Genomic DNA, 14,859 nt, shown 5'->3' with positions numbered 1-14,859 from the left:
CGCGCAGCTGGCGGCGCTCGACCGCGCCGGCCGCCGCGCCGTCGCCCCGGACCTGCCGGGGCACGGCCGCCGGCTCGACGAGCCGTTCACCGTCGAGGCCGCGATCGAGGCGATCGACGCCGCGGTGCAGGAGGTCGGCGGGCGTGCCGTCGTCGTCGGGCTGTCGTTGGGTGGCTACCTCGGCACGGCCTGGGCGGCGCGCCACCCCGACCGGGCCGCAGCCCTGCTGCTGTCCGGCTGCTCGACGGACCCGGACACCGGCCTCACGGGGGCGTGGCGCCGCGCCGCCCAGCTCATCGCCCGCCTGCCCGATCACGGCGCCGGCCTGAACCAGGCGCTCGTGGACCGTGCCGTGCCGGCGGACGGGGCGGCCGACCTCGGGGCGGGCGGGTTCGCGCTGGACGTCATGGTCGACCTCCTGGACGAGATGCGACGCGTGGACCCCCGCACGGACCTCGGGCGCGTCACGTGCCCCGTGTGGTTCGCCAACGGGCAGTGGGACCACTTCCGCCTGCAGGAGCGCGCGTTCCTCGCGGCCCGGCCCGGCGCGCGGCGCGTCGTCGTGCGCGGAGCGACCCACCTCGCGTCGCTCGTGCGGCCGGTCCCGTTCACGCGGGTGCTCCTGGAGCTGCTCGAGGAGGTGGACCCGCCGGCGGTCCGCGCGGGGTCGCCGAGCGCTGCAGCGTCCGCGGCACCGGCCCCATCCGCAGCCCAGGCAGCGCCCGCAGGCCAGGCCCTGCCCGCAGGCCAGGCCGTGCCTGCAGGCCAGGCGGTGCCTGTCAGACCGGCAGGCCCTGCCCGGCCCTAGGGCGAGGGGCGCTCCTCAGCGCCCATCGGTGAGCCGGCGCAGCGACCACGCCCGCACCCCGCCGACGATCCCCGCCGAGTTCGGCACCACGACGACGTCGTCGCCGAGCGCCGCCAGCGTGGTCGCGCTGACGAGGCGTGCGTTGCCGCCGCCGAGGTAGAGCCGGTCCCAGTGGAACACCGGTCGCAGCCCCTCCACGGCGCGGCGGACCCGCCGGGACCACATGCCGTCGCCGAGCCGCCGCCGCTCCGGCTCGCCGAGCCAGGAGTCGTACGTCACGCCGCGGCGCACCGGGGCGTGGGAGAGCTCCAGGTGCGGTGCCAGCACGCCGCCGTCGAAGAGCGCGGAGCCCAGGCCGGTGCCGAGGGTCAGGACGAGCTCCAGGCCGCTCCCCGAGACGACCCCGGCCCCGTGCACCTCCGCGTCGTTGAGCACCAGGACCGGCATGTCGAGCGCCGCGGTCAGCGCCGCCTCCATGTCCCGGCCCGCCCACGCCGCGACGAGCTCCGGCAGCACCCGGGTGCGGGGCCCGGCGCGCGTGACGTAGTGCGGCGTCGCGATGACGACGCCGTGCCGGATCATCCCGGGCATGCCGACGGTGGCGCGCGCGGCGGGGGGCAGGTCGCGGGCGATCGCGACGACCGTCTCGACCAGACGCTCGGGCGGGAGGGGGTAGGGCGTGGCGACCCGTACCGGCGGCACGTGCAACGTCCCCGCGGCGTCGAGCACGGCCGCCTTGATCCCGCCGCCGCCGCAGTCGACGGCGAGCGTCCGGCCCTCGGCGGCGTCGTGGCTCACCCGCGTGAGGCTAGGCCCGCGTCCGCGGGCCGCGCCATGCCGCGCGCCGGGTCCGCAGGCGCGGACGCTGCGCCGACCAGGACTAGCGTGGCCCCGTGGACGACACCTGGCCCTCCGCCGCGGCCGCCGCGCCGCCCGTCGGGCGGTCCCGGTCCCACGACCTCGTGCGGGTGCGGATCGACCTGTCCTACGACGGCACCGGGTTCGCGGGGTGGGCCGCCCAGCCGACGCTCCGGACGGTGCAGGGCACGCTGGAGACGGCCCTGGGCACCGTCCTACGGTGCGCCCCGCCCCGGTTGACCGTCGCGGGCCGCACGGACGCCGGCGTCCACGCGCGGGGGCAGGTGGCGCACGTCGACGTGGAGGAGGACGCGTGGCTCGCCGTGCGCGGCCGGATGGCCGGCGAACCGGGGGACGTCCTGGTCCGTCGCCTCGCGGGGGTGCTGCCCCCGGACGTCGTCGTCCACCGGGCGGCGCCCGCGCCCGACGGCTTCGACGCGCGCTTCTCCGCGCTGCACCGCCGCTACGCGTACCGCATCGCCGACGACGTCGCCCAGGTCGACCCGCTGCGCCGGGCGCACGTCGTCCGGCACCGGCTGCCCCTGGACGCCACCGCGATGAGCGAGGCGGCGGCGGGGCTCGTGGGCCGGCACGACTTCGCGGCCTTCTGCCGCGCGCGCCCCGACGCCACGACCATCCGCACGCTGCAGGTCCTGGACGTGGTGCGGCCCCAGCACGGGCCGGACGCCGGTCTCGTGGTCGCGGTCGTCCAGGCGGACGCGTTCTGCCACTCGATGGTCCGCGCGCTGGTGGGGGCGCTGGTGTCCGTCGGGGAGGGCCGGCGGTCCGTCGACTGGCCCGCGGGTCTGCTCGCGGGTCGGCGTCGCGAGGGGGCGTCGGTCGTCGCGCCGGCCCACGGCCTGACGCTCGAGGAGGTGGCGTACCCGTCCGCGGACCGGCTCGGCGAGCGCGCCGAGCGGACGCGGGCGCGCCGGGCGGCGGACGACGTCGACCCGCTCGCGGTCCCGGGTGACGCCGTGCGCGCGACACAGGCAGAATCCTGAGGACGCCCGGGTGCCGTGCACCCGTCCGATCCCGTCCCGGAAGGAGCCCCGTGACCGTCACCCGTCCCAGCACCGACCCTGCGCGCGTCGCCGCCACCATCGCGGACCTCACGACCTACGCGTCCTCGGATGCGTGCGGGACGGTCGCGGACCTGGGGCAGCGGCTCGTCGACCTGGCCGTGGAGCTCGTCGGGGCGCGCGCGGCCGGCGTGCTGCTCGTCTCGGACCCGGACGGCCCGGACGGTCCTGAGGCCGACCTGCTGGCGAGCACGGACCACACGACGGCCCTGCTGGAGATCGTGCAGGTCCGGTCCGGGGAGGGCCCCTGCCTCGCGGCGGTCCGCAGCCGGGAGGTCGTCGTGGTGGACGACGTGGCGGACGTGGCCGAGCGTTGGCCGGCGTGGTCCGCCGGGGCCGAGGCCCTGGGCGTCAGCGCGGTCTACGGGATCCCCCTGCAGGTGCACGGCGACGTCGTGGGCGCCCTCAACGTCTTCCTCGACGGACCGGCGCTCGACGCGGTCGACCGGGCCGTCCTGACGTCCCTCGGTCAGGCGGCCGCGGCGGCCCTCGTGCAGCACCGTGCCGTCTCCGACGCCGAGACGCTCGCGGCCCAGCTCCGGCGCGCCCTCGACAGCAGGGTGGTCATCGAGCAGGCCAAGGGGCTGGTGGCCGAGCGCCACGGCCTCGACGTCGGGGTCGCGTTCCAGGTCCTGCGGGCGCACGCCCGGGCCGGCTCGCGGGCGCTGAGCGAGGTGGCGCGCGCCGTCGTCGAGGGCACGGAGCAGCTCCCGGTCCACCCCGCACCGGAGGGCGACGGCGCCGTCGACGCGAGCGGGGCGGGAGCCCCGGGCGGCGGCGCGGGCGGTGCCGACGGGGGCCGTTCGGTCCCCGCATAGCCTCGCGGGCCGAGATCCGGAGGCGTCCCCCAGCGCGTCGCTCAGGCGGCCTGGCCCCGGGGAGGCGGCTCGCGCCGCCTCCCGGAGGCGTCGTCGGTCAGAGTGCCTCGTCGTCCTCGACGACGTGCATCGCGGCCTCCTCGGCCGTGGCGGCCCCGCCGGAGATGCCGACGTCGCGGGCCGTCGTCCCCACCGCGGCCTCGCCGGTGGGCCCGGACTCCTCCACGGCCAGGCGTCCGGCCCGGTCGGCCTCGCGCGCACCCGCGGCGGGAGCGTCCTCGACGTCCCACACCTCGGGCTCCTCCTGCGCCAGCTTGTCGTCCAGCCGCTCGCCGAGCAGCTGGTCGAGGTGCGTCTCGAGGCGGTTGCCCGGCGGGCGGTCGGGCGGGGAGTAGCCCTCGTCGAGGACGCTGTCCACGCCGCGGTCCAGCAGCGTGTCCTCCTGCTGGAGCTGGTCGGTGTCGCCCTCGGCCACGCCTTCCGGGTCGGCCGAGGTGGCGGGGGTGTCGCCCAGTGACTCGTTGCTCGGTGAGGTCATGCGGCCACCGTCGCACCGCCCGACGGCGGTCGCATCCGGGCCCGGGGAAAGGGCTCGTCCGGCGAGCGGGCCGCGGGGGAGACTGACGCCATGGGTCATGTGGACGTCCAGGGCGTCGGGTACGTGCTGCCGGACGGTCGTCCCCTCCTCGCGGACGTCGACCTGCGCGTGGGCGACGGGGCCAAGGTCGCGCTCGTGGGCCCGAACGGCGCGGGCAAGACGACGCTCCTGCGGATCGTCGCGGGGGACGAGGCGCCGCACAGCGGCGTCGTCGTCCGCAGCGGCGGGCTCGGCGTCATGCGTCAGCTCGTGGGGCGGATCGAGGACGACCGCTCGGTCCGCGACCTCCTGGCGACCCTCGCGCCGCCGGCGGTGCGGGAGGCGGCCGCCGAGCTCGCCGCCGCCGAGCTCGCGATCATGGAAATCGACGACGAGCCGGCCCAGCTCCGGTACGCCCAGGCGCTCGCGGACTGGGCCGACGTCCGGGGGTACGAGGCGGAGGTCGGGTGGGACCGGGTCACCGACGCCGTGCTGTCCGTGCCGTTCGAGCGCGCGCAGCACCGCGAGGTGCGGAGCCTGTCCGGCGGTGAGCAGAAGCGGCTGGTCCTCGAGGCGCTCCTGCGCGGCGTCGACGAGGTGCTGCTCCTCGACGAGCCGGACAACTACCTCGACGTGCCGACGAAGCGGTGGCTCGAGGGCCGGCTCGCCGTGTCGGACAAGACGGTGCTCTTCGTCAGCCACGACCGCGAGCTGCTGTCCCGCACGGCGACCCAGGTGGCCAGCCTGGAGCCGACGGCGGTCGGCTCCCGGCTGTGGGTGCACGGGGCGGGCTTCGGCTCCTTCGGCGCGGCGCGCGCCGCGCGCCGCGACCGCCACGAGGAGCTCACGCGCCGGTGGGAGGAGGACCGCGCGCAGCTGCGCCGGCTGGTGAACGACCTGAAGGTCAAGGCCACCTTCAACGACGGCATGGCCTCCCGCTACCAGGCGGCCCGGACCCGGCTGCGCATGTTCGAGGAGGAGGGCCCACCGGTCGTCCTCACACGCGACCAGGACGTGCAGGTGCGGCTGCGCGGCGGCCGGACGGGCAAGCGTGCCGTCGTGGCGGAGCGGCTGGAGCTGACCGGGCTCCTGCGCCCCCTCGACGTGGAGGTGTGGTTCGGCGAGCGGGTGGCGCTGCTCGGCTCGAACGGGTCCGGCAAGTCCCACCTGCTGCGCCTGCTCGCGGCCGGGGGGAGCGACCCGTCGCCGGACCAGGTCCCGGAGCGGGCGCCGGCACCGGTGGCCCACACCGGGCGCCTGACCCTGGGCGCCCGCGTGCGGCCCGGCTGGTTCGCGCAGAGCGACACGCACCCCGACCTGCACGGCCGCACGCTCCTGGAGATCCTGCACCGCGGCGAGGGCCACCGGGCCGGCATGGGTCGGGAGCCGGCCAGCAAGGCGCTCGACCGGTACGAGCTCGTCGCCGCCGCCGAGCAGCAGTACCAGACCCTCTCCGGCGGCCAGCAGGCGCGGTTCCACATCCTCCTGCTCGAGCTGTCGGGCGCGACGCTCCTGCTCCTGGACGAGCCGACGGACAACCTCGACCTCCACTCGGCCGAGGCCCTGGAGCGCGGGCTCGCCGCGTACGAGGGGACGGTCGTGGCGGTCACCCACGACCGGTGGTTCGCCCGCGGCTTCGACCGGTTCCTGGTGGTGGGGGAGGACGGCACGGTGGAGGAGACGCCCGAGCCGGTGTGGGAGGTCCAGCGGGTGCAGCGGACGCGCTGACGCGCTCGCGCACGTCGGGTCACGGGGTGGGTCGCGGAGCGGGTCGGCAGGCGGCCCAGGGGTCGCCGCTCTAGCAGGTTTTGACCCTCGGACCGGCGTGCGGGTACTCTGGCGTGTCGCTGTGCGTCCCAGCGGACCGGTGCCTCCCACTCGCCAGTCGCGGACCGCAGGACACCTGACCTCATCGGAGCCCCGGGACGCCTCGCGTCCCCGCGACGATGCCACTTGCGAAGCACCAGAAACGAAGGCTACGACCGTGCGCACGTACACCCCGAAGCCCGGCGACGTCGAGCGGACCTGGCACGTCATCGACGCGACCGACGTCGTCCTCGGCCGCCTGGCGTCCCACGTCGCCACGCTGCTGCGCGGCAAGCACAAGGCGACCTTCGCCCCGCACGTCGACCAGGGCGACTTCGTCATCATCATCAACGCGGACAAGATCGCGCTGACGGGCAACAAGCGCGAGCAGAAGCTCGCGTACCGCCACTCCGGCTACCCGGGTGGTCTGCGCGCCGTCCCCTACAGCGAGCTCCTGGCCAAGCGGCCCGAGCGCGCCGTGGAGAAGGCCGTGCGCGGCATGCTGCCGCGCAACTCCCTGGGCCGTGCCCAGATCACCAAGCTGAAGGTCTACGCCGGCCCGGAGCACCCCCACGCGGCGCAGCAGCCGAAGCCGTTCGAGATCACCCAGGTCTCTCAGCAGCCTGCCGGCCGCTGACCGACCATCACGTACCCCAAGGACGCGAGGACTGACCAGTGGCCGAGACCACCGTGGACATCGAGGGCGACGAGACGCCCACCAGCTACACCTCGGAGAGCGTTGCGCCGACCGGTCGTGGCCAGAGCCTGACGGCTCCCGGCCAGGCGCTGGGCCGTCGCAAGGAGGCGGTCGCGCGTGTGCGCCTCGTCCCCGGCACCGGCCAGTGGAAGATCAACGGCCGCACCCTCGAGGACTACTTCCCCAACAAGGTGCACCAGCAGCTGGTCAACAGCCCGCTGAAGCTGGTCGACGTCGAGGGTCGCTTCGACGTCGTCGCGCGGATCGTCGGCGGCGGGGTGACCGGCCAGGCCGGTGCGCTGCGCCTCGGCATCGCCCGTGCCCTCAACGAGATCGACGCGGAGCACAACCGCCCGGCGCTCAAGAAGGCGGGCTTCCTCACGCGTGACGCCCGCGTCGTCGAGCGCAAGAAGGCCGGTCTGAAGAAGGCCCGTAAGGCCCCGCAGTACTCGAAGCGCTGATCCCAGCCGCTCGACCGACGGCCCCGATGGACTCCCATCGGGGCCGTCGGTGCGTGCGGGGGGAGCGGGGCTCGGGCACGGGGAGGACCGGCATGTCCTGTGGGACAGTCGGCGAGGAACGAGGAGGCAGGTCATGGGGCGGTTGTTCGGGACGGACGGGGTTCGCGGGCTCGCGAACCGGGACGTGACGGCGGAGCTGGCGCTGGACGTGTCGGTCGCGGCGGCGCACGTGCTGGCCGCGAGCGGGGCGTTCGAGGGCCACCGGCCCCGGGCCGTCGTCGGGCGGGACCCGCGGGCGTCCGGCGAGTTCCTCTCCGCGGCGGTCTCCGCAGGGCTGGCCAGCGCGGGCGTCGACGTCGTGGACGTCGGCGTGCTGCCCACCCCTGCGGTCGCCTACCTGACGGGCGCGCTCGGCGTCGACCTCGGCGTCATGCTGTCCGCCTCGCACAACCCGATGCCGGACAACGGCATCAAGTTCTTCACGCGCGGCGGGCACAAGCTCGACGACGAGGTCGAGGACCAGATCGAGGCCCGCATGCGCGAGCCGTGGGACCGGCCGACGGGTGCGGCCGTCGGGCGCATCACCCCGGACATCGGCAGCGCCGGCAAGCAGTACGTGGCGCACCTCGTGAGCACCCTGCCGGTCCGCCTCGAGGGCCTGCGCGTCGTCGTCGACTGCGCGAACGGGGCGGCCAGCGAGGTCGGCCCGGCGGCGCTGCGTGCGGCGGGGGCCGACGTCGTCGTCATCAACGCCTCCCCGGACGGTCGCAACATCAACGAGCAGTGCGGCTCGACCCACCCCGAGCAGCTCCAGGCGGCCGTCGTGGCCGCCCACGCGGACCTCGGTGTCGCGTTCGACGGCGACGCCGACCGGTGCCTGGCGGTCGACGCGCGCGGTCGCCTCGTCGACGGCGACCAGATCATGGGCGTGCTGGCGGTGGCGCTCCAGGAGCGCGGCGAGCTGGTCGCGGACACGCTCGTGACCACCGTCATGAGCAACCTCGGGCTCGAGCTGGCGATGGCCGACGCGGGCGTCAAGACCGTGCAGACCGCCGTCGGCGACCGGTACGTGCTGGAGGAGATGCGCGCCAACGGCTACAGCCTCGGCGGCGAGCAGTCGGGCCACCTGATCCTGGCCGCGCACGGCACGACGGGCGACGGCACCCTGACCGCGCTGCAGCTCGCGGCGCGGGTCGCCCAGACCGGCAGGTCGCTGGAGGACCTCGCGTCCGCCGTGCAGCGGCTCCCGCAGGTGCTGCTCAACGTCACCGGCGTCGACCGGTCCCGCGCCGCCGACGACGACGGCGTCCGGGTCGCCGTGGCGGAGGCGGAGGCGGAGCTCGGGCGGACCGGCCGGGTGCTGCTGCGCCCCTCGGGGACCGAGCCGGTCGTGCGCGTCATGGTGGAGGCGGCGGAGCAGGCGCACGCCGAGCAGGTCGCGGAGCGGCTGGCGGCTGTGGTGCGCACGCGCCTGGCGCTGTGAGCTCGGCGACGGAGGTCCGCGACCGCGTCGAGGAGCTCCTCTCGGGCCCGCGGCCGATGACGATCGTGCAGGCGGGTGACCCCGTCCTGCGCGCCGTGGCCGAGCCCTACGACGGCCAGCTGGACGAGGGCCTGCTGGCCGAGCTGCTCATGGCGATGCGCACGACGATGCACGCCGCGCCGGGCGTCGGCCTCGCCGCCCCGCAGGTCGGCCTCGGGCTGGCGCTCGCAGTCGTCGAGGACCAGTGGCCGGTGGACGAGGAGACGGCGACGGCCCGGGAACGGACCCCGGTCCCGTTCCGCGTGCTCGTCAACCCGCGCTACGAGGCGGTCGGTGACGACCGCGTCGGCCACTACGAGGGCTGCCTCAGCGTCGACGGCTGGCAGGCGGTCCGCTCCCGGTGGCGCACCATCCGCCTGCGGTGCCAGGACGAGCTGGGCACCGAGGTGGACGAGGTGCTGCACGGCTGGCCCGCCCGGATCGTGCAGCACGAGACGGACCACCTCCTGGGCCGCCTCTACGTCGACCACGCGGAGATGCGCTCGCTCGTGGCGCCGCCGAACGGCCTGCGCTGGTCGGACGCCACGCCGCACCGGGCCGCGCAGGCCCTCGGGTTCGACCTGCCGCAGGGCTGAGCCGGGCCGGGCCGGGCCCGCCTCACCCGCGAGCACGGGCCCCGCGCAGCCCGGAACCAGGGGACGTTCGGGGTCCTCACCCATTCCGCCGGGCGCATCCGGCGTCCTACGGTGGGCACATCGACCCGCAGCGGGCCGTGCCCGCCGGCTGACGACGCCCGGCGGACCAGCAGGACGACGCGCCGGTCCCGGCCCGCGACGCCCGAGACCGGGGGGACACCGTGGACCCGACCACCGCGACCGAGTGGGTGCTCGCACTCGTCGGCTCGCCGTGGGCGTTCGTGGCGCTGTGGGTCCTCGCGACCCTGGACGGCTTCTTCCCGCCGGTCCCGTCCGAGACGGTCGTCATCGCGCTCGCGGCCGTGTCCGCGGCCACCGGCCGGCCGGAGCTCTGGCTCGTGGTCGTCGTCGCGGCGCTCGGGGCGTTCACGGGCGACCAGGTCGCCTTCGCGATCGGGCGACGCCTGCCGCTGCAGCGCATCCCGGTGCTGCGCGGGGAGCGTGCGGGCCGGGCACTCGACCGCGCGCGGCTGGCGCTCGCGGCTCGGGGCGCCTCCTACATCATCGCCGCCCGGTTCGTGCCGATCGGCCGGGTCGCGGTCAACATGACCGCCGGGGCGGCCGGGTACTCCCATCGCCGGTTCACGGCGCTGGCCGCCTTCGGGTCCGTGGTCTGGGCCCTGTACTCGACCGCCCTGGGGGTCGGCGCCGGCGTGTGGCTGCACGACCGGCCCCTCGTGGCGGCGGCCCTGGGCGTCGTCGTCGGTCTCGTGCTCGGCCTGGTCGTCGACGCGGTCCTGCGACGGGTGATGGAGCGGCTGCGGGGGCGAGGACCGGAGGGCACCGTGACCCCGACGGCGGGCCCGGCACCCGAGGCGGGGACGACGGTGCTGCCGGGGACCGAGCCCCGGGCCCCCGTGGCCTCCTGAGGACGACCGGCGTCCTCAGGGCGGTCAGCACCCGAGGGGGCGGGACCTCCAGGGGAGGTGCGCTCAGAGCTTCCGCAGGCGGACGCGCTCCACCGAGTGGTCGGAGCCCTTGCGCAGCACCAGCGTCGCGCGCCCGCGCGTCGGCAGGATGTTCTGCTCCAGGTTGGGCGCGTTGATCGAGTCCCAGATGCCCTGGGCCCGGCCGACCGCCTCCGTGTCGCTCAGCGAGGCGTAGCGGTGGAAGTAGGACGCCGGGTCCGCGAACGCCGTCCGCCGCAGGGACAGGAACCGGTCCACGTACCACTGGCGCACGTCGGTCGTGCGGGCGTCGACGTAGATGGAGAAGTCGAAGAAGTCGCTGACGGCGAGGTTGGACTCGCCGACCGCCGGCCGCGCGGGCTGCAGGACGTTGAGCCCCTCGACGATGAGCACGTCGGGCCGCCGCACGACGACCTGGTCGTCCCGCACGATGTCGTAGGTGAGGTGCGAGTACACCGGCGCACGGACCTCCTCCCGTCCGGCCTTGACCGCGGCGAGGAAGCGCAGCAGCCCACGCCGGTCGTAGGACTCGGGGAAGCCCTTGCGGTCCATGAGGCCGCGGCGCTCGAGCTCGGCGTTGGGCAGGAGGAAGCCGTCGGTGGTGACGAGCTCCACCCGCGGGGTCGCGGGCCAGCGGGCCAGGAGCTCGCGCAGGACGCGCGCGGTGGTGGACTTGCCGACGGCCACGGAGCCGGCGATGCCGATGACGTACGGGGTGCGGGCCGCGCGCTCGCCCAGGAACGTCGACGACGCGGCGTGCAGCCCGGCGGTCGCCTCGACGTACAGGGCCAGGAGCCGGGAGAGCGGCCGGTAGACGGCGTCGACCTCCGCGAGGTCGATCGGGTCGCCGAGCCCGCGCAGCCGTGCGACGTCGTCGTCGGTGAGCGGCAGCGGGGTGGCCGCGGAGAGCCGGCTCCACGTCGCGCGGTCGAGGTCGACGTACGGGGTGGTGGGGCTCGTGGGCGGCCCCGGCGCCGCGGCACGGGCCACGTCAGCTGCCGGCATGGGAGCAGTCTGCCGGATCGGACGGAGCAGGGCCGCGCCAGTAGACTCCCGCCCATGTGTGGAATCGTCGGGTACGTCGGTGACCAGCGGCCGAACGGCCGCCCTCTCGAGGTGGTCATGGGGGGTCTGGCCCGCCTGGAGTACCGGGGCTACGACTCGGCCGGGGTGGCCCTCGTCACGCCCGGGGGGCACGAGCTGACCTTCGCCAAGAAGGCCGGCAAGCTGTCGAACCTCACCGCGGAGCTCGAGGAGCGGCCGCTGCCGGACGCCACCGCCGCGATCGGTCACACGCGCTGGGCCACGCACGGCGCCCCCAACGACGTCAACGCGCACCCCCACCTGTCGGAGGACGGGACGCTCGCCGTCATCCACAACGGCATCGTGGAGAACTTCGCCCTGCTGCGCGCCGAGCTCGCGGCCGCCGGCGTGACGTTCCGCTCCGAGACGGACACCGAGGTGGTCGCCCACCTCGTCGCGGCGGCCTACGGCGAGACCGGCGACCTGACCGACGCGGTCCGGACGGTCGCGCGGCGCCTGCACGGGACGTTCACGGTCCTCGCGGTGCACGCGGACCGGCCGGACACGGTCGTGGGCGCGCGCCACGACTCCCCGCTCGTCGTCGGGCTCGGCGACGGGGAGAACTTCCTCGGCTCGGACGTCGCGGCCTTCATCGCCTACACGAAGGAGGCGATGGAGCTCGGGCAGGACCAGGTCGTTACCATCACGCCGGACTCGGTGGACGTCGTCGACTTCGACGGCGAGCACGTCGAGCCCAAGCGCTACACGGTCGACTGGGACGCGTCCGCCGCCGAGAAGGGCGGCTTCAGCTCCTTCATGGACAAGGAGATCCACGACCAGCCCCACGCGGTCGCGGACACCCTCCTGGGCCGGACGGACCTGCAGGGCCGCCTCGTCCTCGACGAGCTCCACGTCGACGAGGCCGTGCTCCGCCAGGTCGACAAGATCATCGTGGTCGCGTGCGGGACGGCGGCCTACGCCGGCCAGGTCGCCAAGTACGCCATCGAGCACTGGTGCCGCATCCCGGTCGAGGTCGAGCTCGCGCACGAGTTCCGCTACCGCGACCCGGTGGTCAACGCCCGCACGCTCGTCGTGGCGGTGTCCCAGTCGGGCGAGACCATGGACACCCTCATGGCGGTCCGGCACGCGCGGGAGCAGGGTGCCAAGGTCGTGGCGATCGTGAACACGCACGGCTCCACGATCCCGCGGGAGTCCGACGCGGTGCTCTACACGCACGCCGGTCCCGAGGTGGCGGTGGCGTCGACCAAGGCCTTCCTCGCGCAGATCACCGCGGCGTACCTGCTCGGGCTCTACCTGGCACAGCTGCGCGGCACGAAGTTCCCGGACGAGATCGCGGAGGTCCTCGAGGACCTGCGGGCCATGCCCGAGAAGATCCAGCGCGTCCTGGACGGCGCTGACCACGTCCGCGAGATCGCCCGGTCGATGGCCGGCACGCGGTCCGTCCTCTTCCTCGGGCGCCACGTCGGCTACCCCGTGGCGATGGAGGGGGCCCTCAAGCTCAAGGAGCTGGCCTACATCCACGCCGAGGGCTTCGCGGCGGGCGAGCTCAAGCACGGCCCGATCGCCCTCATCGAGGAGGGGCAGCCGGTGTTCGTCATCGTGCCGTCCCCGCGCGGCCGCGACCAGCTCCACAGCAAGGTGATCTCCAACATCCAGGAGATCCGGGCCCGGGGAGCGCACACCCTGGTCATCGCCGAGGAGGGCGACGACGCCGTCCTGCCGTACGCGGACGAGGTGTTCCGGGTCCCGCAGACCCCCACGCTGCTCGCGCCGCTCGTCGCCGTCGTCCCGCTGCAGATCTTCGCCTGCGAGCTCGCCACCGCGAAGGGTCTGGACGTCGACCAGCCGCGCAACCTGGCGAAGTCCGTCACGGTCGAGTGATCGTCGGCGTCGGGATCGACGTCGTCGACGTCGCCCGGTTCCTCGCGACGCTGGAGCGCAGCCCGGCGCTGGTCGAGCGGCTCTTCACGGCCGAGGAGCGCGACGTGCCGCCGACCTCGCTCGCGGCGCGGTTCGCGGCCAAGGAGGCGATCGCGAAGGCCCTCGGCGCGCCGGGCGGCATGTCGTGGCAGGACGCGACGGTCCACCGGGTGGCCGGTGGTCCCCCGGAGGTCGAGCTGCGAGGGACCGTCCTGGCGCGGGCGGTCGAGCTCGGCGTCCAGCGCTGGCACCTGTCCATCTCCCACGACGCCGGCATCGCGTCGGCGATCGCGATCGCCGAACGGGACTGACGCAGCCCCGGCACGTGCCCCTCGACGCGGTGAAGGGTTCGGACGCCCGGAGGCGCCGAACCCTTCACCGTCGTCCGCCTCCGAGAGGTCCGTGGCGACGCGTCAGCCCTTCAGGGCCGGGACGACCTCGCGCTCGAACAGCTCGATGCCGGAGCGGTCGTACGCCGCCTCCACGAAGTACGTGATCGCGTACGTCATGCCGAGGCCCTCGAGCTCGCGGAGCCTCTCCACGATCTGCTCGGGCGTGCCGACCAGCGGGCCGGTGCGGAAGCCCTCCAGCGTGGACCCCGCCTTGCTCGGGGTGGCCTTGCGGTAGTGCTCGCCGATCCACGCGAGCCGCTCGTCGACCTCGGCCTGGTCACGGCCGATGACCACGTTGTAGTTGGCGGACCGCACGATCTGGTCGAAGTCCCGGCCCAGGTCCTCGCAGTGGCCCCGCAGCACCTCGGACTTGTGGGCGAAGCCCTCCGGGGAGCCGTCGAAGTTCGTGTACTGGGCGTACCGGGCTGCGGTGCGCAGCGTCTTCTTCTCCCCGCCGCCGGCGATCCAGAACGGGATGCCACCCGGCTGCAGCGGCTGCGGGCGGACCTGGGCGCCGTCGACCTGGTAGTACCGGCCGTCGAGCGTGGCCTCGCCGGTCTCCCACGCCTGCTTCATGATCTCGACGCCCTCGTGCAGTGCGCCGAGGCGGTCGCCGGCGCCGGGGAAGCCGTAGCCGTAGGCGCGCCACTCGTGCTCGTACCAGCCGGCGCCGATGCCCATCTCGACGCGCCCGCCGCTGATGAGGTCGATCGTCGCGGCGACCTTGGCCAGGTAGGCCGGGTTCCGGTACGCCATGCAGGTGCACATCTGCCCGAGGCGGACGCGGGACGTGCTCACGGCGTAGGCGGCCATGAGGGTCCACGCCTCGTGGGTGGCCTGGTCGGTGGGCTCGGGGACGGTGTGGAAGTGGTCGTAGACCCAGATCGACTCCCACGCGTCGCCGGTGTCGGCGTGCTGGGCGAGGGCGTTCATGGTCGCCCACTGCTGGGAGGGGTCGATGTCGACCAGGTCCATCCGCCAGCCCTGGGGGATGAAGAGTCCGAAGCGCATGGTGCTCAACCTAGACCGCGGTCGGGGCACGTGCCCGCGACGGCCGGCCCGGGCCGTCGTCGAGGGCCGACCGCCCCGCGGGACGGGGACCGCGGGGGCAGGATGGGACCGTGATCGAGGCCTTCACCGCGTCCGACGTCCGTGCCGCCGAGGTGCCGCTGCTCGCCACCGAGCGCGGCTTCGCCGGTGGGCTCATGCACCGCGCGGCGACTGCGCTGGCGCTGCACGTCCGGCGCCTCCTGCGGGAGCGGGCCGGCGGCCGGGGCGGCGTGGCCGGCGCGACCGTCGTCGGCCTGGTG

15 protein-coding genes and 1 pseudogene are annotated in these 14,859 nt (G+C 75.0%); 12 read left to right on the top strand and 4 right to left on the bottom strand.

From position 1 onward, the window contains the following. On the top strand, positions 1-808 hold an 808-nt coding region (locus N866_RS11190; protein WP_081802571.1), incomplete at its 5' end, for an alpha/beta fold hydrolase. A 15-nt stretch (positions 809-823) separates the two neighbouring features. Here the strand turns inward: N866_RS11190 and N866_RS11185 are convergent. Continuing rightward, on the bottom strand, positions 824-1,606 hold the full coding sequence (locus N866_RS11185; RefSeq protein ID WP_034226374.1) for an ROK family protein: 783 nt from the start codon (positions 1,604-1,606) through the stop codon (positions 824-826). Between the two features lie 95 nt (positions 1,607-1,701). On the opposite strand from N866_RS11185, the gene truA reads away from it, so the two are divergent. Then, positions 1,702-2,670 (top strand): tRNA pseudouridine(38-40) synthase TruA, encoded by a 969-nt coding sequence (gene truA, locus N866_RS11180; protein WP_081802570.1) that lies wholly within the window; start codon positions 1,702-1,704, stop codon positions 2,668-2,670. Positions 2,671-2,720: 50 nt separating this feature from the next. After that, entirely contained in the window at positions 2,721-3,566 is an 846-nt protein-coding gene (locus N866_RS11175; protein WP_052022932.1) for a GAF and ANTAR domain-containing protein, read from the top strand. A gap of 97 nt (positions 3,567-3,663) precedes the next feature. On the opposite strand, the gene N866_RS11170 is transcribed toward N866_RS11175, so the two are convergent. Beyond that, a complete protein-coding gene (locus N866_RS11170) occupies positions 3,664-4,104 on the bottom strand; it encodes a DUF5709 domain-containing protein (protein ID WP_034226369.1) in 441 nt (146 codons plus the stop codon). A gap of 90 nt (positions 4,105-4,194) precedes the next feature. Between N866_RS11170 and N866_RS11165 the strand changes: the two genes are divergently transcribed. The 6 genes from N866_RS11165 to N866_RS11140 all read left to right on the top strand — a co-directional run bounded on the left by N866_RS11165 (position 4,195) and on the right by N866_RS11140 (position 10,154). Beyond that, positions 4,195-5,871 carry an ATP-binding cassette domain-containing protein gene (locus tag N866_RS11165; protein ID WP_034226367.1) on the top strand — a complete coding sequence of 559 codons (1,677 nt, stop codon included), beginning with the start codon at positions 4,195-4,197 and terminating at the stop codon, positions 5,869-5,871. Positions 5,872-6,127: 256 nt separating this feature from the next. Beyond that, on the top strand, positions 6,128-6,586 hold the full coding sequence (gene rplM / locus N866_RS11160) for a 50S ribosomal protein L13 (RefSeq protein WP_034226365.1): 459 nt from the start codon (positions 6,128-6,130) through the stop codon (positions 6,584-6,586). A gap of 38 nt (positions 6,587-6,624) precedes the next feature. Beyond that, positions 6,625-7,107, top strand: a complete 483-nt coding sequence (rpsI, locus tag N866_RS11155) for a 30S ribosomal protein S9 (protein WP_034226364.1) — start codon at positions 6,625-6,627, stop codon at positions 7,105-7,107. A gap of 133 nt (positions 7,108-7,240) precedes the next feature. Further along, entirely contained in the window at positions 7,241-8,590 is a 1,350-nt protein-coding gene (gene glmM / locus N866_RS11150) for a phosphoglucosamine mutase (protein WP_034226362.1), read from the top strand. After that, positions 8,587-9,225, top strand: a complete 639-nt coding sequence (locus N866_RS11145) for a peptide deformylase (RefSeq protein WP_034226360.1) — start codon at positions 8,587-8,589, stop codon at positions 9,223-9,225. Before glmM ends, N866_RS11145 begins: the two co-directional genes overlap by 4 nt. Before the next feature lie 221 nt (positions 9,226-9,446). After that, entirely contained in the window at positions 9,447-10,154 is a 708-nt protein-coding gene (locus tag N866_RS11140; RefSeq protein ID WP_052022931.1) for a DedA family protein, read from the top strand. Positions 10,155-10,217: 63 nt separating this feature from the next. Here N866_RS11140 and coaA read toward each other — a convergent pair whose 3' ends face one another. Next, positions 10,218-11,198, bottom strand: coding sequence for a type I pantothenate kinase (gene coaA, locus N866_RS11135; protein WP_034226358.1), 981 nt, complete (start codon positions 11,196-11,198; stop codon positions 10,218-10,220). A 54-nt stretch (positions 11,199-11,252) separates the two neighbouring features. Here coaA and glmS point away from each other — a divergent pair, with 54 nt between their 5' ends. Together glmS and N866_RS11125 are read left to right on the top strand one after the other, a co-directional pair. Then, the gene (gene glmS / locus N866_RS11130) at positions 11,253-13,118 is read left to right on the top strand and encodes a glutamine--fructose-6-phosphate transaminase (isomerizing) (protein WP_034226357.1); all 1,866 of its coding nucleotides are present in this window, start codon (positions 11,253-11,255) and stop codon (positions 13,116-13,118) included. Beyond that, positions 13,115-13,468, top strand: a complete 354-nt coding sequence (locus N866_RS11125; protein ID WP_034226356.1) for a holo-ACP synthase — start codon at positions 13,115-13,117, stop codon at positions 13,466-13,468. The genes glmS and N866_RS11125 overlap by 4 nt, the downstream gene beginning before the upstream one ends. 102 nt (positions 13,469-13,570) lie before the next feature. Here N866_RS11125 and N866_RS11120 read toward each other — a convergent pair whose 3' ends face one another. Then, complete coding sequence (locus tag N866_RS11120) at positions 13,571-14,560, bottom strand: LLM class F420-dependent oxidoreductase (RefSeq protein ID WP_034226355.1); 990 nt, start codon at positions 14,558-14,560, stop codon at positions 13,571-13,573. A gap of 110 nt (positions 14,561-14,670) precedes the next feature. Here N866_RS11120 and N866_RS11115 point away from each other — a divergent pair. After that, a pseudogene (locus N866_RS11115) lies at positions 14,671-14,859 on the top strand (bifunctional ADP-dependent NAD(P)H-hydrate dehydratase/NAD(P)H-hydrate epimerase); the annotation flags it as partial.

It is taken from the genome of Actinotalea ferrariae CF5-4, from assembly GCF_000603945.1.
Lineage (GTDB): Bacteria > Actinomycetota > Actinomycetes > Actinomycetales > Cellulomonadaceae > Actinotalea > Actinotalea ferrariae.
This window is presented reverse-complemented; position numbering and strand designations above follow the sequence as displayed.